This is a genomic window from Planktothrix sp. FACHB-1365, from assembly GCF_014697575.1.
Classification (GTDB): Bacteria; Cyanobacteriota; Cyanobacteriia; order Cyanobacteriales; family Microcoleaceae; genus Planktothrix.
Window position 1 is genome coordinate 116,226 of the sequence record NZ_JACJSC010000001.1, and the last position, 20,410, is coordinate 136,635.

A 20,410-nucleotide genomic window follows, 5' to 3' on the forward strand; every position below is an offset into this window, starting at 1 on the left:
AAAACAAGATGATCAAAAGTAAATTTATTATGTACGAGTATCAATGATTTTATAAGATGCTTTTTGACCCACAGTAGAGACAAGAGGATGAGGATGAATAAGAATGGTTGACTGTTGACTGTAAGCGGCTATCTCCCCCCGCTTCACATTCCCTCTGCGCCCCCTCTGTTGAAAAATACTACAAACTTGTATTATAATGAGATGGACGAGCTTAGGGGAAGCTGAAGGTATGGATTTATCTGCAAAAGATCTCGAAATTACCCTAAATGTATTACAGCATCTTGCGGATCATCCGACTCGCATGAATTCTCAAGAGCGGTTGAGAAGTTTAATCATCAAAATTTATAAACAGGATCAAAAGCAACAGAAGCAACGAAACCAACAACTTAAAGCTTCTCAACAAAAGCCTTTAATTAAAACAGCAGAACTTATAAAAACACCCCTTAATTACCCTTCAATTTCTGAAAAAATTCATTCTATTATTATAAATAATAGTAGAAAATATTTTCCTCCTAAAAAATGTTATATTTGCCAAAAATATTATACGCAAATTCATCATTTTTATCATTTAATTTGTCAAAATTGTGGCGATTTTAACTATAAAAAACGCTTCCAACATCAGGATTTAAGCGGACGAACTGCATTAGTAACTGGAGGGCGGATTAAAATTGGCTATCAAATCGCTTTGCGACTGCTTCAAGATGGTGCTAAAGTCATTGTTACGACCCGATTTCCAGGGGATGCCATAAAACGGTTTAGTCAGGAACCTGATTTTGAGCAATGGCGCAAACGGTTAATGATTTATGGGTTAGATTTACGCAATTTAGTAGCCATTGAGTCCTTTATTCAACATTTAATCAATACTGAGCCTGGTTTAGATATTTTAATTAATAATGCGGCTCAAACGATTAAACGTCCTTTAGCTTTTTATAAACATTTATTAGAGTCAGAACAACAGTTTAAGCAATTTCCTGAATTGCAACAGCAAGGTTTAATTGCATTAAATTCTCAACTTCCTATTTTATTAGAAGCACAATTAAAATCAGAAACAAGCGTTTTAGATGATTCTATTTATTTTCCTCCTAATTGTTTTGATGAAGACGGACAACAACTCGATAAACGTCCTAAAAATAGTTGGCGGTTAAAATTAAATGAAGTTAGCACGATTGAACTGTTAGAAGTACAATTTGTCAATGCGATCGCTCCTTTTATTTTGAATAGCAAATTAAAACCTTTATTAATGCGATCGCCTTTTTCACAACGATTTATTATTAATGTTTCTGCTATGGAAGGAAACTTTAATCGAGACAATAAAACTATATTTCATCCCCATACGAATATGGCAAAAGCAGCTTTAAATATGATGACCCGTACCAGTGCGATAGATTATGCTCAAGATGGAATTTATATGAATAGTGTCGATACGGGTTGGATTACGAATGAAAATCCCTATCCTCAAAAACAAGATGATCAACAAAAACGAGGGTTTTATCCCCCTTTAGATAATATTGATGGCATGGCTCGAATTTATGATCCAATTGTTCAAGGAATTCAAAATCCATCTGAACCTTTATTCGGTCATTTTTTGAAAAATTATGTTCCTTCTCCTTGGTAATCAGTTATCAATTTTTAAGACACAATATTCTACCCCAACATCAAAAATACGAGTTCCTCCTCCTTCTGCGATAGTTTGTCGCAATGCGTTGGTATCGGTGATGGCTACCCCGGCTAGATAGTTAATTCCCATCTGGGCTAATTCGGGTAACCAGGGAGTTGTAGGGCCCATTAACACTAACTGCGCCTGTTGCGATAACTCCACCAAGCGGGGAAAGGTTTTGTTAGCAATGGAAGTGGCGGTGAGGAAAACCCAGTCTGCTTCTGGGAGCAGGTATTCACAGGCGATGTCGGGTAAATCTTGAGCGATGGGTTGACGCTCTAGGACGGTAATATCTGCCTGTTGTTCGTACTGAGAAAGTCCGGGGTAGCGACCAATAACAACGACTCGTTTTCCCTGAATTAAAGGGAGAAAATGCTCAAATACAGCTAGATTAGCTGAACCGTGAGAAGATAGGCGTTGAGCCTGTGGTAATAGCGGTGATGTCGGATTAATCACGGAATTGATCACCGCCATACCAATAGTCGCTTGGTAACTATCCCAGGAGCGCACCCAAGGGGCTAAATCAGCGACGGCTTGACCCACTAAAGTTCCTGACCAGGATAAGGTGCGATTGGGTTGGCCCGGACTCATACACAACCCTATACCCTCGGCTTGGCAGAATGTCCAGGTTAGTCCCAAGATAATTTCCTGCACCGTTCCGTTACTATCGCTTGATTTCTCCAGTAGGAGATCGTAAATTTCGCGGGAATGAATTTTCATTGAAATCAGTTTTTAGTTCGGCTTTTTCTTTTTGTTGGGTTATCTAATTATCCACCAATATCAGCGATTCTGTGAAATAGGCGATCGCAATAGGGTGCTTTCTTACGAACAATAGAGACATCAATCCTTGCTAAGATTTCAGGCCCATGATTAATCTTGTGATATTCGCCTTTCGTTCTTGTTTGTTGCGTTGCCCTTCTTAAGGCAGATTCTATAGCAGCTTTAGGAATTTTTTCAACATTATTATTACGAGGAATAGCAGTTTTATTAAATCCTTGCCCGTAATATTTGGCTAAGGTATCAATATCAGCAATTAGCCAACTTTCCATTCATTCGACTTCCTCTTTCATCTTGTTCACAGACGAGAATAGATTCGGGAATTTCACTTAAAGCGGATATCAAAGCATCGGAGTGAGTGGTAATAATTAATTGAGTTTTTTGAGACGCTTCAATTAATAATTGAGCAATGGTAGGTAAAATATCAGGATGCAATCCTAATTCGGGTTCTTCAATACAGATAAGCGGAGGAGGAGTTGGATATAAAAGAATCATTAATAAGCAAAGATAACGTAATGTTCCATCAGAGAGACGAGTCGCTGGAATCGGTTGATTAAGTCCTCGCTCATGTAAAAAAATCTGAACTGTTCCCCCCGCTATTTTTATAGTAATATCCGTTACAGGTTCATAAAATTTTTGTAAATTTTCAACAATTTTTCTGCTTCCAATACGGTGCTGCAAATCATTAAGAATTAATCCTAAATTACTACAATCTTCGAGTAAAAAATCTTCAGGTAAATCTAACTTTTGGGGCATTCTAGGAGGAGTATAACGCCCTAAATTCCACTCTCTATAAAGTCGGATTTGACTAAATTGATTACTTAAATAAGTTAATTCTGGGTATAAATCAGGATCTTTTCGTTGTGATAAAACCGATTGATCAGGTTTTAAGTCTTCTCGTCTTAATTGACGGCGAGTGGGTTCATTTTCTGTTATTGTTCTTGCATTGAGTACGGGATGACCCTGTTGATAGCGATAGAAAAAGAAAACATCTTGTTCATAATCATTATTACGATGTTCATTTTCGATAGCTTCATCAATAATTTCTAAGCGTTGGCCAACCGTTGTAAAATCAAGACGATAGCGTAAAGGCATCCGACCTTCTGGATAATTAATAATAGCTTCAATTCTTGCAATGGGAGTTTCTTGAGTTCCTTTCCATAGCCATTCATTGACTCCACCACCTTCACGAATCGGCTTAGTTAAATCGCTTGGAATCCCTTGCAATAAGCCTAATACTTCAATTAAATTTGATTTTCCTACACCATTTGTGCCAATGATGACATTTAGCGGCTGTAAATCAATTATTTCTTCTGATGAACCATAGGAGAGAAGGTTTTGGATTTTTAGCGAATTAATAAATTTATAGCCTTCCATAAAGCAAGTTTTAAATACCCCTTAAAGTTTATTTCATATCCCGTAAAAAACATAAATTACATTTTAACGTAATGTAAAACGTTTGTTTTGTCAAGTTCTAATCTCGCTGATACCAATTTTGCTAGAAATCAAATGCTTATAGCATGAGATTTTTATTTTTCCTATTTCTGATAAAAATAAAAATTATTAACGGTTAATGGTTGAGTGATTAAGCTGAGATTAGAAACTATTGCGCTCAAAACTACAAGAATAAGGTACAATGATTAAATATTTGTCAATTTTATATTAACAAACAGATGAATGACTTAGAACCGACGGTTGAAGAACTGAACAACTTGCTAGAACACCATCATCATCCTGAACATTCTAGCCATCCCCATATTCATAGTGAAGAATCTTTGCGAAAGATAGTTAATCGTCTATCGCGGCTGGAAGGACATATTCGAGGCGTTAAAACAATGGTACAAGAAAATCGTCCTTGTCCTGATGTGTTAGTGCAGATTGCTGCTATTCGAGGAGCTTTAGATCGGGTGGCTCGAATTATTTTAGATGAACATTTGAGCGAATGTGTCGCCAGAGCCGCAAAAGAAGGGAATATTGATGATGAAATTGAAGCTTTAAAAGCAGCATTAGATCGATTTTTACCTTAACGTATTGAAGGGACTTTAACCATGAAATATAAAATTATTTTTGGATCAATTTGGCTAGGTTTTATCCTGTATGCGTTTATTTTTGCTCCCCCAGATCAACCTGATACTTTTACCTTAATTCAAAATCTTTCAACGGGGAACTGGACAGGGATTAATCCTTTAATTATCGCCCTCTTTAATATTATGGGGATTTGGCCGTTGATTTATAGTTGTGTTCTGTTTATGGATGGACGAGGACAAAAAATCCCAGCTTGGCCTTTTGTAACATTATCCTTTGGGGTGGGTGCATTTGCAATATTACCTTACTTAGCATTCCGGCAACCGAATCCCCAATTTTTAGGAAAAAAATCAGGATTAATTAAAGTTTTAGATTCTCGAATTACGGGAGTGTTATTAACCTTGGGAGCGAGTATTTTAGTCGGTTATGGATTAACCCAAGGAAATTGGGGAGACTTTATTCAACAATGGCAAACCAGCCGTTTTATTCATGTGATGAGTCTCGACTTTTGTTTATTAAGCCTGCTATTTCCGGCTTTATTAGGAGATGATATGGCAAGACGCGGGATGACAAATTCGGTTATTTTTTGGGGGGTGAGCTTGGTTCCTTTATTCGGCCCTTTATTTTATTTAATAACCCGAATTCCGTTGAACGAGATGGAACCGTTAACAACATCTGAATCATCTGACCTATCGGTTCAAAATTAGCGATTGACGGGGGAGTGTCAAAAGAATTATTTTGCTCAGTCCAAAATTCCCCGAATACCCGGTATGCTATATTTCCAAAGATATATTGCGAATTGAGTGATTTCCTGTTATTGATTCTCTATCCCTAGCCAAACTATGCAACAGTATTCTCTATTTTGGAAGTCCTATTTTTCTTTGATCTTGGGTAGTATCTTGATGACGGGTTGTGGGAGTGAACCTCAAGCCGCGACCGTCCCACCCGTTAGCGTCAATATTGCCCTAGTAGGAGCCAGTAACGTTAAAAACAGTAGTATTTATAATGCCCGGGTCGAAGGGGTGCAAAATGCTATTATTCAACCCCGTGTCAATGGTTTAGTCAAACAAGTTTATGTGCGGTTGGGCGATCGCGTTTCTCAAAATAGCCCTCTCATTCAAATTGACGCACGACAACAACAGGCCAATTACGAAAGTCAATTAGCCAGCGTGGAGTCCCGAATGGCTCAGTTAAATAGTGCAAGAGCGAATTTAGATGCTCAACGATCCGAACTGCGACGCATCCAAGCGGAACTGACTTACCAATCTCAAACAGCCGATTTAGAAGACGCTCAACAAACCCTCGCCGCAGAACAGAAAGAAAAACAGCGCTTACAATATGAGTTGGAATTTAACTCGGCTGGGGATGAGTTGCAAACCGCCCAAGAAAATGTGCAAGTGGGAATTAAAGAGCGCGAACGCAGACGGGCGATTATGGAAGAACGAAAAAAATCCTATGATCGCTATCAGCAATTGTATGAACAAGGGGTAGTGTCGGCTGAAATTTACGATCAAAACCTACGGGACTATCAAGCCACCCAAGCTGATTTTGCAGCCCAAGAACGAGAAGTATTGTCCCTAGAGGCGAGAGTTAGAACCGCCCAACAAAACCTAGAACGGCAAGTTTCTACCCTAAACACCCAAGTTGAAGGTCAACAAAGACGAGTTGATGCAGCAGTTGCTAAAGTTGAAGCGGCTAAACAAGATTACAATCGTCAAATCTCAACCCTCAACGCCCAAATTGCGACTCAACAAAATCTGATTGTGGCTCAAGAAGCAGAGGTCAACCGACTTCAGCGAGACATTGATCAAGCCCGTTCCAGTGCAACCGCCGAACAGGTACAGCTAGAATATTACGAGATTAAAGCCCCCATTACTGGGATAGTTGGGGATGTGTTCGTGAAAGTGGGGGATTTTGTTGATAGTCAAACCCAACTCACTAGCATTCGCCAAAATGATTTATTAGAAGTTCAGATTAATATTCCTATTGAACGGTTATCTCAAATCAGAGCCGGAACAACAGTAGAAATCCTCAGTCAAGAAACGGGAGAATTAATCGGAACTTCTCAAGTGTCTTATATTGCTCCGAGTGCGGGTACGGGAAGCCAAACTATTTTAGTTAAAGCGATTTACGATAACCGAAATAATAAATTACGAACGGATCAAATTGTTCGAGCTAAAGTGATTTGGGAACAACAATCAGGAATTACAGTTCCAGTAACCGCTATTAGTCGCATTGGAGATCAAAGTTTTGTCTTTATCGCCCAAGAACAAACCGAAGACGGGAAAACTCAATTAGTCGCTAAACAACAGCCGGTGAAGTTGGGGAGTATTCAAGGTCAAAGCTTTGAGGTTTTATCGGGATTAAAAGCTGGGGAAAAAATTGTGATCGATGGTGTGGTTAAATTGCGAAATGGCACCCCGATTGCGGATCAAAAACAGCAACCGACTCCGGGTTCATCCTCAAAACAGGAAACACCTCAATCTCAATAATTATAACGGATTGAAACGGATTTACTCTCATTTCACAGATTTGGGTCATAATTAACAGTCAACCGTCAACCGTCAACCGCCAACCGCCAACCGTCTCCCCATGATTCTGTTTGTTAACACCTTTATTAAACGGCCTGTCTTAACGACAGTGTGCAGCATCATCATTATTTTGGTGGGTGCGATTTCAATTCCGTTGCTTCCCATTACCCAACTGCCAAACTTAGCTAATACTCAAATTAGTGTAACGGCGGTGAATATTGGGGCGGATGCAGAAACAACAGAAACCACCGTAACCACAATTATAGAGCGGGAAATTAACGGGGTAGAGGGGATGAAATATATGTCCTCCAGCACCGGGAATAATGGCGTGAGTAATATTTCCGTCTTTTTTCCTAATGATGTTGATCGCAATATTGCTCAAGTTAATGTTCAAAACCGAGTCGCTCAAGCGGAATCCAATTTACCCGATGGTGTGAAACAAACTGGGGTAACGGTTGAAGCTTCATCACCTAATATTCTGTTAGTGAGTGCGTTTTATTCTGCTAAAGATGAGACGGGAAAACCCCTCTACGATCCCACTTTTATTAGTAACTATATTGATCTATTTATTGTTGACCAAATTAGTCGAATTCCTGGGGTGGGTCAAGTCACGATCTTTGGAGAACGGAAATATGCCATGCGACTTTGGCTTGATCCCTCTCGAATGGCTGCTAGGGGGTTAACGGCTCAGGATGTGGTCGGGGCTTTACGGGAACAAAATATTCAAGTCGGGGCCGGAACTCTGGGTCAACAACCCACTCCCCCCGGTCAACTGTTTGAAATTCCGTTGCAGGCGGTGAGTCGTCTTCGCACGGCTGAAGAATTTGCCCAAATGGTACTCAAAACCAATGATGATGGCAGCTTAGTCACGCTTGAGGATGTGGGTCGGGCAGAATTAGGAGCAGAAAGTTATGACTTAAGCGCCACATTTAACGGAGAACCTGCTGTTGGTTTAGGGATTTATCAGCTACCAGGAAGTAACGCCTTAGAAACGGCAGGCCAAATCAAAGCCACCATTGCGGAAATGAGTAAAAGTTTCCCCCCCGGTATTGAAAGCCGTGTCGCTTATGATACCACCTTGTTTATTAAGGTGTCCCTTGAAGAAGTGGTGATCAGTTTATTCATGGCGATCGCCTTGGTGGTGTTAGTGATTTTTGTCTTTTTACAGGACTGGCGAGCCACCTTAATTCCTTCAATTGCCATTCCGGTAGCGTTAATTGGGGCGATGGCGGGGTTAAAAGCCTTTGGGTTTGAACTCAATACCTTAACTCTATTTGCTTGTACCTTAGCAACGGGTTTAGTGGTGGACGATGCCATCGTGATTGTTGAAGCCGTCTCAATCAAAATTGAACAGGGGATGAAACCCCGTCAGGCGGCTTTAGATGCCATGCAGGAACTCACCGGAGCCACCATTGCCACCTCAATCGTGTTGATGGCTGTATTTGTTCCAGTATCGTTTTTCCCAGGAACTACAGGGGCAATTTATCGACAATTCGCCATCACCATTATTTTTGCTTTGATCTTTTCCACCTTCAACGCTCTTTCCTTTTCACCCAGTATGGCCGGGTTATTATTGCGTCGTAAACAGGAAACACGGGGGCCGTTAGGATGGTTTTTTGATAAATTTAATCAAGCTTTCGGTTGGTTACAGGAAAAATACGGTAAATTTATTACTTTTTTAACCCGGATTAATGCGTTGGTGATGGGTGTGTTTGTCGGGGGTTTAGTGGCAACGGTATTAGTTTATCAATTAGTCCCATCGGGGTTTGTTCCTGAAGAAGATCAAGGATATTTATTAATTCTATTTCGGACTCCTGATGGGGTATCCCTCAACTATACCTCCAAAGCAGCCGAACAAATTGTTGATCGCGTCTTAGCCATACCTGAAATTGAAAGTGCGTTTGTGGTTCCGGGGTTTGGATTTGAAGGACAAAACCCCAGTCAAGGGATCGCGTTTGTATTATTAAAACCTTGGGAAGACCGACCGACGGAACAACAGTCGGTTTATGGCGTTTTAAGACGATTAAATGGATCTTTGCAATCAATTCCAGAAGTTCAAGCCTTTGCAGTGAACGCGCCTCCGGTACAAGGTTTAAGTAATACCGGAGGCATTGAATTTCAGTTATTAGATAAAACCGGAAGTTTACCAATTCAATCTTTAATTGAAAATGGAAATCGTTTAATTGGAGCCGCTAATGCCGATCCAACTTTTCAAGGGGTTTTTAGTCAGTTTTCCGCTAGTAAAGCTCAGAAGAAAGTTGAGGTATTACGCGATCGCGCTAAAGCCTTAAATGTCAATATTAATGATGTCTTTGGCACACTTCAAACCTTTTTAGGATCATCCTATGTGAATGATTTTGTCTTGGGTCAGCGTCAATATCGGGTTTATGCTCAAGCAGAAGCGGAATTTCGCGCCAGACCAGAAGATATTAATCAGTTATATGTGCGTTCCCAAGATGGGGAGATGATTGCTCTAAGTAATTTAGTCAAACTCACAGATTTTGTGGGGCCAGAAACCATCAACCATTTTAATATCTTCCGTTCGATGTTAATTCAAGGCAACCCCGCACCCACCGCCAGTACGGGTCAAGCCATCGCTGCAATGGAAAAATTAGCCTCGGAGGTCTTAGACCCTGGTTTTGGCTATTCTTGGCAAGGAAGTGCCTTGGAGGAAAAATCGTCGGGGGGATCGGCGGTGATTATTTTCGGATTAGCCTTTATTATGGTGTTTCTGGTGCTATCGGCCCAATACGAAAGTTATATTGATCCCACCATTATTATGCTGTCTGTGCCCTTAGCGGTTTTGGGTGCTATGGCGGCGGTTTGGTTCCGATCCAATATTCTGCTGAGTGGGACATTATGGCCCGTGATCACCAATGATGTCTATGTGCAGGTGGCCTTGGTGATGTTGATTGGTTTGGCGTCTAAAAACTCAATTCTAATTGTGGAGTTTGCCAACCAATTACGGGAAAAAGGCTTAAGTATTACCCAAGCTGCTATTCAAGCTGCTGAACAACGGTTTCGACCGATTCAAATGACGGCAATTTCTAGTTTAATTGGGTTCTGGCCGTTAGTGGTGGCTTCGGGTGCGGGTTCAAGTAGTCGTTGGTCATTGGGTACTGCGATTTTTGGCGGTTTGTTAGCAGGAACGTTATTAAGTTTGTTAATTACCCCAAACTTATATATTACGATTAAAACCCTAGAATCCCGTTTCCTCAAAGGCGAAAAACCAGAGAAACCTAATAACAATAAATCCGATAAAAATAAACCTCAACCTCCTTCGGATAATGGGCATTCTCAAGATGGGCGGGAAAACCCTCAAGATGGGCGGGAAAACCCCACCCCTACGTCAAATTCCAGTACAACCGCATCAGATAGTAGTCCCGTTAATCGTAATTCGTAATTCGTAATTCGTAATTCCCAATTCCCAATTCCCTATTTTCCTAAAACAATGTCAAACGAATCTCTTTCCTCTCAACCTGCTTCTAATTCTGAAGGTCAATCTCAACCCTTGAGTTTAAATTCTTTATCTGAACGCATTGATCGCTTAGAACATAAATTAGACCAAGCACTATTATTATTAACGGATTTGTATCGATATCGCAAATTGCGGGATTTATTGGCGACTGAAAATTGGAGAGAAGCTGACGAAGAAACCACCAATATTATGTTAGAAATTATGAGCAAAAGTAGTCTGGAGAATATTATTCCTGATGAAGTCATGAACTTTCCCTGTAGTGCGCTACAATTGCTTGATCAATTATGGATGAGTTACAGTAACAATCGTTTTGGTTTTAGCGTCCAACAACAAATTTATACCCGTTTGGGGGGAACCGATGATATTTCTGATGTTGATATGAAAGTGTTACAAGCGATGGGGACTGAAATGGGATGGGTGGTGAATAATAAATTATTAGACTATGAAGATCTGGATTTTAGCTCATCTGCTCCGGTGGGTTGTCATCCCTCTGGATGGTGGCGTTCTCCCTATGGGGCGAAAATGGCGGTTTATTTTATTGCTCGTTTATTGCGTTGTGGTATTAAGTAATCAGGAGAGTTATGAATCGAAATTTTAGCCGATTCAATCTTAATCGCTGGTTGAACCAAAGACAAATTCAACTTTTAGAATCCGCTTATCAAAGTGCTGAAGAAATTAAAACTCTGGAAGATAAATATTTTCAAGGAAACCCGATTAATTATCGTCCTGAGTCTCAAAAAACAATGGTGGATTTTGTTAAAAGTTTACGCGATCGCCATCTTTTTAACATTCGGTTTAATTTAGCTCAATTTAAAATTAATAGTTTTTTATTACCTCAAGGTTTGATTGATGAGGAAACGCCTCAATCTGTTGGAATATCTGAAGCTGAAATTATAGAAAAGCTTAATTTTATTGATTCTATTGTTCAAAAATATCGAGATAATTCTGAAGATATCTTAATCGAAAGTTTAGCCAATCCTCCTAATATTAATTCCACGAATTTAATAGGATTAACTTCCGAAGAAGTCAAACAAGAACAAAATGAGTCAGCCAGCACCCTAACTTTAGATCCGGCTGTGATTGCGGCTCAATCTAATCTTTCCCGTCAATCTCAAGCCAAAGGTTGGTTTAATTGGGGTTTTTTCAAAGGTCAAAAACTTACCCCAAATTATGAACAACAAGTGGTTCAAGAATTAAGAATTAGACGCATCCAAGATAAATTAGCAATGCGTTGGTTAATAATTTTATTCTTTATTCCTTTATTGGTTCAAGTCACTGTAAAAACTATCATTTTTGATCCTTTACTGGGAAATTACAGTGATAAAAATCCTACTAAAATCGAACTCACCGCAGAAATTCGACAGGAGTTTTTAAGAGAATATTCAGCTTTTAAAGAAGGTCTGGAAATTCAACAGTTATTAGGGGTAATACCGAAACTTTCCGAGGTCGAGAAAGAGGAACAGTTATCGGAAAAAGCGATTGAAATTTGGCAAGAATCCCGTAATCGAGCTTTAAATGGGTGGAAAAATATATTATCGGATGGTGTTGCTTTACTTACTTTTGTGGGATTAGTATATTTTAACCGAACTAAAATTACAATTGTTAGAAGCTTTTCTAATCGAACCTTTTTAAATTTAAGTGATCCTTTAAAAGTCTTTTTGTTTATTTTAATTACCGATATGTTTGTCGGTTTTCACTCCGCCGAAGGATGGGAAGTTTTATTAGCAGGGGTTTTAGCTCACTTTGGACTTCCAGAAAGTCCCGTAGCTATTAATGCGTTTATTGCAACGGTTCCTGTTATTATTGATTCCTGTATTAAATTCTGGATTTTTAGTTACCTTACTCGTTACTCTCCGGCTGCTTCTGCTATTTATGAACGAATGAATACTTAGGTTAATCTTAGATTTTGCTTTAAACTCAATGATGGGACTGCTAACTGCATTAGCGACGGTTATCATTTCTGTTATATGAAATTCCCTTATGAGCACTACAGATGATCCCCCCAACCCCCCTTAAAAAGGGGGGAGATCTGTAGCATACATTTAAGGATGGAATATTACATAGACAAATTCTGATTTTCAATATATCATTTTAATATATCAAAGTGTTCTATCTCGCCGAAAAGCATTCAGGATTCAAAAATTCAGCCTTTCAAATTAACGAATTTTAATCAAGTTTTTTGAAGTTTTGTAAAATAAATTAAAAATAGCATTCAAAAACGGAAAAATAGAGCTACTTTTAAAATAGAAGGTTATTATTACACTAAATTTTAACTTCAGATTGAACGAGCAATAAAATGATTGTATCTGTCAATCTAAGTACAATTTCTGGGCGTTAGAGTTATTCAAGGAGGATCATGATGAATATGCGACTTGTGATTTTTTCGGGAATGGTGATGATGGTAGTGGGTACAGTTGCAGGACTGGGAGCGTCTAAATATAGTGAAAAACAATATCAATGCTGTAATATTGGCCCCGCTTTAGATTTAGGTTATAGCCAGTCGAGAGCACCTCGGACTTATGCTCTAGCAGGCGCGGCAATGGGTTTTATTATTGGTTCTTCCCTCGAATTAGTTCGACAATCAACGCCTCAAGAAGCGGAAAAATAATCATTGGCTACAGTTAAAATCCTATCTCAACACCAGGGTTAATGAAATTAGATTGAATTAAACCCCTCCCCAGTTAGGAGAGGGATAAAGGATTTTTAATTACTTAAGGTATGAATTTTTAAGAAATTAGTACCCCTCGCGGTATTGGCTGGAATTCCGCCCACAATTAAGATTTTATCTCCAATTTCTGCAAGTTGTCGTTGTAATAATTTCTCTTGAGCCAGATCAATTAATCCTTCAAAAGAATTGACGTGATGTTCTAATAAAACAGGTTTAACCCCCCAAACTAAGTTTAAACGGTGATAAACATCTGCGTCGGGAGTCAAAGCAACAACCGGAACTTTTGGTCGTTCGGCGGCGGCTAAAGTTGCGGTGTATCCGGTACTGGTATAGGAAACAATGCACTTTAAATTCAGAATTTTATCAATTGTATTTAACGCTTCTGTTAACGCATGAGTTTCATCAGATAGCGCCGGAGGATAATTTTTAAACTCAATTTCTGGTTCGACATCACGGGCAATTTTAGAGAGCATTTGTACCGCTTTAACCGGAAATTTACCAACGGCGGATTCTCCTGATAACATAACAGCATCCGTCCCATCAATAATGGCATTCGCAACATCACTGGCTTCGGCACGAGTTGGACGAGCATTGTGAATCATACTATCTAACATTTGGGTTGCGGTAATCACCGGAATGCCTTTTTGATTACACATCCGAATAATTTGTTTTTGCAAGATGGGCACTCTTTCCGGGTTCATTTCTACTCCTAAATCTCCCCGTGCTACCATTAACCCATCACATTCATTGATAATTGATTCTAAGTTGGTGATCGCTTGAGGTTTTTCAATTTTTGCGATCACTGGCATCTGCGGTGCTCCCTTTTCAACTAATAACGCTTTTAATGCTTGAACATCCTCAGCACGACGCACAAAACTTAAAGAAACCCAATCAATTCCTTGAGAAATTCCAAAGTCTAAATCTTGTTCATCTTTTTCCGTGAAGGAGGGAAGACGCAAGGTTAAACTCGGTAAATTTACCCCTTTACGACTTTTTAACCTTCCCCCTTCAATGATGCGACAGTGAACCGCATTTCCCTGAATTCCTTCTATTTTTAATTCTAATAATCCATCATCCAGTAAAACTTGTGCTCCCGTTTCTGCTTCTTCTGCTAAATAGGGATAATCAATCGGAACAGTATGGGGTTTGTTCTCAAATTCATCAACAGGAACAAAGGTTAATAATTCTCCATCGACTAATTCTATTTCTTCCGACGGTAAATATCCAATTCTAATTTTAGGCCCTTGTAAATCTTGTAATAACGTAATCGGAGTATCTAATTCTTCTGAAACTTGCCGTAATAATTTTACGGTTTCTGCATGATCTTTATAACTGCCATGAGAAAAATTTAAGCGAGCCACATTCATTCCTGCATTCACCATTTGACGAATGACTTCTGGCGATTTACTAGCAGGGCCAATCGTCGCAACAATTTTTGTTCGATTTTGTAAAGGTTTGAGCATGATTTTTGACCTAAAATTAACACGAGTAACCGATTAAGGAGTATCTCTTTTTCTGACTCTGTGATGTTTATAAATGTAGTTTTTCAATAATTTCATACAACACTTTGCAGGAGTTTTGTAACTGTTTTTCTTCGGTTTCAGTCAACGAAAGATTAATAATTTTAGTCGCACCTTTGCGGTTGACTAAAACAGGTAAACTGACACAAAGTTCAGGAAGACCATATAATCCTTGAACAGAACGACTCACGGTAATAATTCGATTTTGATCCCGTAAAATAGCCGTGACAATATCCGTAACCCCTAAACCAATGGCATAGGAAGTATATCCTTTGCGTTGAATAATTTCATAGGCGGCATTTTTAACTTGCTGAAAAATATCCTGTAATTCTTCATGCTCACAGGAGGGAGATCCTTCCCAGTCTCCATCACAAATTTTCATTCCCGCTACATTAACTTTGCTCCAAACTGGAACTTCACTATCTCCATGTTCACCAATAATATAAGCATGGATACTGCGGGGATCAAGTTTCAATTTTTCTGCTAATAAGTATCGAAAACGGGCCGTATCTAAAACCGTTCCTGACCCAATTACCCTAGAACTTGGAAACCCGGAAAGTTTCAAGCTCACATAGGTCATAATATCAACTGGGTTAGCAACAATTAATAAAATTGCATTCGGACAATATTCAGCAATCTCTCCGATTAATTTTTTAAAGATTTCTACATTTCGTCCGACTAAATCTAAACGAGTTTCTCCAGGTCTTTGACTGGCTCCGGCTGTTATAATCACTAAATCTGCATCCCGTCCTGCATCAGCAACGGTTCCGACTGTTACTTGTGTGGGTTCAATAAAAGAAAGTCCATGAACTAAATCCATGACTTCCCCTTCAGCTTTTTCTTGATTAATATCTTGTAAAATTAGTTCATCAAAGCAATTTTGAATTAATAACGAATAAGCACAGGCCATCCCGACTTGTCCAGCACCAATAATCACACCTTTACGAGGGCGAATGGGGCTTAAGGGATTATGATCATCTGGATGAGTTGTAAATAATGGCTGAAACATAACCCTCCGAGGATTGATAGGATAATAAAAAAAGCTAATTCCCTGAAATTGATCGGTGATCTGGAATCATTATATCAATGATAATCTCGAAATTAACAAATTTAGATTTAATTTAAAAAAAATTAAACATAATTTAACCTTTGATCTTCTGAATTAAATGATCAAAATAACGATTTAAGAGGGGGAAGAGTAAACTATGTAAAGAATTTAAAAATTTCATTTCTAATCCCGGTGCGATCGCAAAATAATTATTTTTAATCCCTTTAATAATCTCTTGAGCAATATCTTCCGGTTCCCAAGGTTTAACTGTTCCGGTAATTGCTTTTGTTTCTGAAGGTTTTGTCTGGTTTTCAGCTAATAATTGAGATGTATTCGTATCGGGCGGATAAACAATAGAAACTTGAATTCCCAAGGGCTTTAGTTCTCCTCGCAACGATTCTGCTAATCCTCTTAACGCGAATTTAGTTGGACTATAAGGTGTATAACCATAAATTCCTATTAATCCGGCTCCTGACGAAATGAGAACAATTTTACCTTGTTTTTGCTGGATCATTGTGGGTAAAACTTCTCGAATACAATACAACGATCCCCAATAATTTACAGCCATTGTTTGTTCAAATATTTCTAGGGGAACATCTTGAAAATAACCGGGATGAGCCATTCCTGCTGATAAAATTAAAATATCAACATTCCCTAAAAGTTTAATCGCTTTTTTGATTGAATTTTCAGCTTCTTCCCGTAGAGAAACATCAGCCGAAAGGGTAAATATTTTCTGATTTTGAGATAATTTTACGGCTTCAATTTCTGTTTGAGCTTGGTCGAGAGTGGTTTGATTTCGAGCAATAATCGTTAAATTTGCACCAAGACTCGCTAATAATTGAGCCGTTGCTTTTCCAATTCCACTAGAACCCCCCGTAATAATAATATTAGTTTGATTAAAATTCATATCAAAATCATGGCAAGTTAGATTCCCTTTAAGGTATTATAACAAAAAAACATCAAAATAAGATAGTCTGCTAAAATAATTTTAGCCTATGGCGATCCTTTAAAAATTATATATAATTAGATATAATTTAACTATAAACCCAAAAGTAAACGACTAGAAATGGCAACAGGGATACCCGGCAAGAATCAGTACAAAAAGCTAAAAGATAGTAGCCTACTTTCCTTTTCCTTGGAATATGTAGGAAAAGTTAGTATTGAAGATATTTTAGAGAGTCCATCAGCACAATTAAGAAAAATTATAAATGTAGAAAAAGAAATTAAAAATCAGTTAATTTATGGAGAAAATTTAAGGGTTTTAAGGAATTTATTAGAGCATTCGGATATAGCAGGAAAAATTAAATTAATTTATATTGATCCACCCTACGCAACTGGACTAGGGTTTGAGTCAAGACAACAAACTTATGCTTATCAAGATTTCCGAGAAGGTGCAGATTATTTAGAATTTATTAGACAACGGTTAATTTTACTTAAAGAACTTTTATCAGAACAAGGATCAATCTATATTCATTTAGACCAAAATATGGCTTTTCCCGTTAAAATTTTAATGGATGAAATTTTTGGAATTAAGAATTTCCGTAATTGGATTACTCGAAAAAAATGCAATCCTAAAAATTATACTAAAAATCAATATGGAAATATCTCAGATTATATCCTTTTTTATACAAAAACCGATGATTATATCTGGAACCAACCTTTTGAACCGTGGACAGATGATAAAGTCATTAAAGAATATCAATACATTGAAGAAAAAACAGGAAGACGCTATAAAAAAGTTCCCATTCATGCACCTGGAGAAAGAAAAGGATCAACAGGTCAACCTTGGCGTGGGATGCTTCCTCCACCGGGTAAACATTGGCAATATACTCCAGAAACCTTAGAAGAAATGGATAAAAAAGGTGAAATTTACTGGTCGTCTACTGGAAATTCTAGACGGAAAGTTTACCTTGATCAAAGCAAAGGAATAGCGGTTCAAGATATTTGGCTTGAATTCAAAGATGCTCATAACCAAAATATTAAAATTACAGGCTACCCAACTGAAAAAAACCCTGAACTTCTAAAACGAATTATTCAGGCTTCCTCTAATTCTGGAGATCTAATATTAGATACTTTTGTAGGGAGTGGAACGACTGTTGCAGTTGCAGAAGAATTAAAAAGACAATGGATTGGGATTGATAACTCTCTTTTAGCTATAGAAACGACTATTCAACGTTTAGTTAAAGGAACTCAAGCAATGGGAGATTTTGTTAATGGAAATGGAAGTTTACCTCAACAGCAGTCTTTAATCAATACAAATAGAATTTTAAAAAGTGGTTTAGAAGTATATATTGAGATGGAATCTGATTTAGAAAAAGTGACAGAAAATCAAATTGAAGACTGGAACTATTTACTTAACTTTCAAGCCAATCTCTGGTAAATCTTTCATCTAACATTTTGAGAGTGCAAACCAAGGGATTTCAGTAATTCTCAACAGTAAATCAGCCGAACTATTAGCAGTATTAGCTAAATTGGCAAACTGCTCTATAACACTTCCATAAATCATGGTGGCTTCATCCAAATAATCGGGATAAAATTCTGAGTCTATGAAAGTGATATACTGAGAATTCCTAGTTTTATATTCAGCAAACGAAACCAAGGGAGAGTTCTCCTAAACAAGATTTGTAAAATATTAACTAATAGTGTTTCTTGATACACCCTAGAAACTGGTTTAAGGACGGAATAAATGGGAATGTTCAGGGTTATATAATCCTGATCTTAAGGTTGAAGAATGGGGGGTTTTTGCTAAAGCCGGACTAATCACATAAAGCGTCGTTCTAATTAAATTTTCTTCTTGGGTTACTTGTGCCATTTTTTCTAAAGGAACCACCCGGATTTTCTCATCTGGCCATCCTAAACGGTAACAAATTGCAATTGGCATTTCTGGCGGATAATATTTCATTAACTTTTGCTGACTTTCCTCAACATAACGGGCACTTAAATATAAACATAAACTGGCTTTATGAGCCGCTAAACTTTCCAATTCTTCATCGGCTGGAACCGCAGTTGCTTTGCCACTAACACGGGTTAAAATAATGGTTTGCACTAATTCTGGAACCGTTAATTCGACTTTTAATTTAGCGGCTGCATCCTGAAACGCACTAATTCCAGGGACAATTTCAAATTCAATTTCTGCTGCATTTAACTGTTGAATTTGTTCATAAATCGCTCCATATAAACTAGGGTCGCCCGAATGTAACCGCACAACCGACTTTCCTTGACGGACTCGTTCAATCATTAAGGGTAGAATATCTTCTAAGGTTTTATTTGCCGTTTTAATCAGTTCTGCATCCGCCCGAACCCCCCTTAAAATTTGTGGAGGAACAAGGGAATCTGCAAATAAAATCACATCCGCCGATGCTAATAACTTTTGAGCTTTTATGGTTAATAACTCAGGATCACCAGGGCCGGCACCGACAATATAAACGGCTGGTTTTAGCACTGTTCTATCCTGCTGCATGAGATTTTGATTCCCCAAAATTTATGATTGATTTTTAGTTTTTCCGGATCTCAACTGACCCAGTAAGAAGACAAGAATGGTAGATGCACCCTGGTTGATGCCCTGGCTATCGAGTCTAGGGCTTTTTCTATTTAAGAATTAGAGGAATGAGATTTCGGCACGACATCCGGTAAGGTTCGCTTCAATCCATATAACCAAATTAAGCCGAATAATCCTATGATAATTCCACTTAAACTGACGAATTGAGCAATTTTTAAAGGCCCCAACATTAAACTATCCGTGCGTAACCCTTCAATCCAAATTCGACCTGCACTATAGGCACATAAATAAACCAGAAAGATTGTTCCAGGTTTCAGAGGCGGTTTACCTTTTAACCCTCGAAAGAATAAGGTGATTAATAAGGTAAATACCATTAAATTCCAGAGGGATTCATACAGAAAAGTGGGGTGAAAATACTCGTAGGATTCAAAGCCAAAAGGACGACGTTCGGGGGGAATATAAAGTTTCCAAGGTAAATCCGTTGGGTCACCAAAGGCTTCAGAATTAAAAAAGTTACCCCAACGTCCAATGGCTTGACCTAAAATTAACGAAGGTGCAACAATATCGGCTAACTGCCAAAAGGGAATTTGTTTGATTTTTGCAAATAATAATGCTGCAATTAAACCCCCTAAAATTGCTCCATGAATGGCAATTCCTCCCTTCCAAATGGCAATAATATTAGCGGGATTATTAACATAACTTTCCCACTCAAATGCCACATAATACAATCTCGCACAAGGAATTGCTGCAATCACTAACCAGATTGCTAAATCCCCGATGAGTTCAGGATCAATTTGGCGACGGCTGGCTAGATACTGAGACAAGGAAACTCCAATTAAGACAGCAGAGGCAATTAACACGCCATACCACCGAATTGATAACGGCCCGATTTCAAAGATAATGGGGCCGGGAGAGGTAAATTGAAATGCTAGAAATAAATGATTTGTATCCATAATAGCTGATTCTAAGCCAAGTTATTGTATCATCTTTCGGGGATTACAGATCAGGTCTAATTTTTTTTTGAAAAGAAGGCGGATTAAAATATTAAATAAAATAAATTTTAAGATGTTTTTAGGGGGAAAAATTAGTACAATAGGATGAAGTGTGCTTTCTGTCAAATTTTAACCTTTTTGATCAGGCTGGATTGCTGATGATTATGGTTTCAGCTTCTGGTTTTCCCATCAACCCGCCACCGTCAATTGTTTTA

General features: G+C 38.3%; 18 protein-coding genes. 9 read left to right on the forward strand and 9 right to left on the reverse strand.

Translation table 11 applies throughout. The features are described 5' to 3' along the window. Positions 1-196: 196 nt before the first annotated feature. Entirely contained in the window at positions 197-1,615 is a 1,419-nt protein-coding gene (locus tag H6G57_RS29535) for an SDR family NAD(P)-dependent oxidoreductase (RefSeq protein ID WP_304608937.1), read from the forward strand. On the opposite strand, the gene H6G57_RS00510 is transcribed toward H6G57_RS29535, so the two are convergent. Genes H6G57_RS00510 through H6G57_RS00520 form a run of 3 tightly spaced genes read right to left on the reverse strand, consistent with a single transcriptional unit; the run spans position 1,616 to position 3,811 of the window. Further along, positions 1,616-2,377, reverse strand: a complete 762-nt coding sequence (locus H6G57_RS00510) for a DUF364 domain-containing protein (protein WP_190515159.1) — start codon at positions 2,375-2,377, stop codon at positions 1,616-1,618. A gap of 47 nt (positions 2,378-2,424) precedes the next feature. Then, positions 2,425-2,706, reverse strand: a complete 282-nt coding sequence (locus H6G57_RS00515) for a DUF4276 family protein (protein ID WP_190515160.1) — start codon at positions 2,704-2,706, stop codon at positions 2,425-2,427. Continuing rightward, entirely contained in the window at positions 2,684-3,811 is a 1,128-nt protein-coding gene (locus H6G57_RS00520; protein WP_190515162.1) for an AAA family ATPase, read from the reverse strand. Before H6G57_RS00520 ends, H6G57_RS00515 begins: the two co-directional genes overlap by 23 nt. A gap of 296 nt (positions 3,812-4,107) precedes the next feature. Here H6G57_RS00520 and H6G57_RS00525 point away from each other — a divergent pair, with 296 nt between their 5' ends. From H6G57_RS00525 to H6G57_RS00555, 7 genes are all read left to right on the forward strand, one after another. After that, entirely contained in the window at positions 4,108-4,461 is a 354-nt protein-coding gene (locus H6G57_RS00525) for a metal-sensitive transcriptional regulator (RefSeq protein ID WP_190515164.1), read from the forward strand. A 21-nt stretch (positions 4,462-4,482) separates the two neighbouring features. Next, positions 4,483-5,166: a DUF2834 domain-containing protein gene (locus H6G57_RS00530; RefSeq protein WP_190515165.1), complete on the forward strand. Its 684-nt coding sequence runs from the start codon at positions 4,483-4,485 to the stop codon at positions 5,164-5,166. Positions 5,167-5,301: 135 nt separating this feature from the next. Beyond that, on the forward strand, positions 5,302-6,951 hold the full coding sequence (locus H6G57_RS00535) for an efflux RND transporter periplasmic adaptor subunit (protein WP_190515167.1): 1,650 nt from the start codon (positions 5,302-5,304) through the stop codon (positions 6,949-6,951). 100 nt (positions 6,952-7,051) lie between these two features. Next, positions 7,052-10,393, forward strand: coding sequence for an efflux RND transporter permease subunit (locus tag H6G57_RS00540; RefSeq protein ID WP_190515169.1), 3,342 nt, complete (start codon positions 7,052-7,054; stop codon positions 10,391-10,393). Between the two features lie 48 nt (positions 10,394-10,441). Further along, the gene (locus H6G57_RS00545) at positions 10,442-11,038 is read left to right on the forward strand and encodes a GUN4 domain-containing protein (RefSeq protein ID WP_190515170.1); all 597 of its coding nucleotides are present in this window, start codon (positions 10,442-10,444) and stop codon (positions 11,036-11,038) included. A gap of 11 nt (positions 11,039-11,049) precedes the next feature. Beyond that, positions 11,050-12,360 carry a CemA family protein gene (locus tag H6G57_RS00550; protein ID WP_190515172.1) on the forward strand — a complete coding sequence of 437 codons (1,311 nt, stop codon included), beginning with the start codon at positions 11,050-11,052 and terminating at the stop codon, positions 12,358-12,360. A gap of 467 nt (positions 12,361-12,827) precedes the next feature. Further along, positions 12,828-13,076: a hypothetical protein gene (locus H6G57_RS00555; protein WP_190515174.1), complete on the forward strand. Its 249-nt coding sequence runs from the start codon at positions 12,828-12,830 to the stop codon at positions 13,074-13,076. A gap of 95 nt (positions 13,077-13,171) precedes the next feature. Here H6G57_RS00555 and pyk read toward each other — a convergent pair whose 3' ends face one another. The 3 genes from pyk to H6G57_RS00570 form a co-directional block, all read right to left on the reverse strand. Beyond that, positions 13,172-14,599: a pyruvate kinase gene (gene pyk / locus H6G57_RS00560; protein WP_190515176.1), complete on the reverse strand. Its 1,428-nt coding sequence runs from the start codon at positions 14,597-14,599 to the stop codon at positions 13,172-13,174. 67 nt (positions 14,600-14,666) lie between these two features. After that, positions 14,667-15,665 carry an L-lactate dehydrogenase gene (locus H6G57_RS00565; protein ID WP_190515177.1) on the reverse strand — a complete coding sequence of 333 codons (999 nt, stop codon included), beginning with the start codon at positions 15,663-15,665 and terminating at the stop codon, positions 14,667-14,669. A gap of 133 nt (positions 15,666-15,798) precedes the next feature. Continuing rightward, complete coding sequence (locus tag H6G57_RS00570; RefSeq protein ID WP_190515179.1) at positions 15,799-16,611, reverse strand: SDR family oxidoreductase; 813 nt, start codon at positions 16,609-16,611, stop codon at positions 15,799-15,801. Positions 16,612-16,770: 159 nt separating this feature from the next. Between H6G57_RS00570 and H6G57_RS00575 the strand changes: the two genes are divergently transcribed. Further along, on the forward strand, positions 16,771-18,084 hold the full coding sequence (locus H6G57_RS00575; protein WP_190515181.1) for a site-specific DNA-methyltransferase: 1,314 nt from the start codon (positions 16,771-16,773) through the stop codon (positions 18,082-18,084). Between the two features lie 9 nt (positions 18,085-18,093). Here the strand turns inward: H6G57_RS00575 and H6G57_RS00580 are convergent, their stop codons facing one another. The 3 genes from H6G57_RS00580 to lgt form a co-directional block, all read right to left on the reverse strand. Beyond that, positions 18,094-18,303: a hypothetical protein gene (locus tag H6G57_RS00580; protein WP_190515182.1), complete on the reverse strand. Its 210-nt coding sequence runs from the start codon at positions 18,301-18,303 to the stop codon at positions 18,094-18,096. 72 nt (positions 18,304-18,375) lie between these two features. Then, a complete protein-coding gene (cobM, locus tag H6G57_RS00585) occupies positions 18,376-19,164 on the reverse strand; it encodes a precorrin-4 C(11)-methyltransferase (RefSeq protein ID WP_190515184.1) in 789 nt (262 codons plus the stop codon). A 131-nt stretch (positions 19,165-19,295) separates the two neighbouring features. Next, on the reverse strand, positions 19,296-20,156 hold the full coding sequence (gene lgt / locus H6G57_RS00590; RefSeq protein ID WP_190515186.1) for a prolipoprotein diacylglyceryl transferase: 861 nt from the start codon (positions 20,154-20,156) through the stop codon (positions 19,296-19,298). Positions 20,157-20,410: the final 254 nt, after the last annotated feature.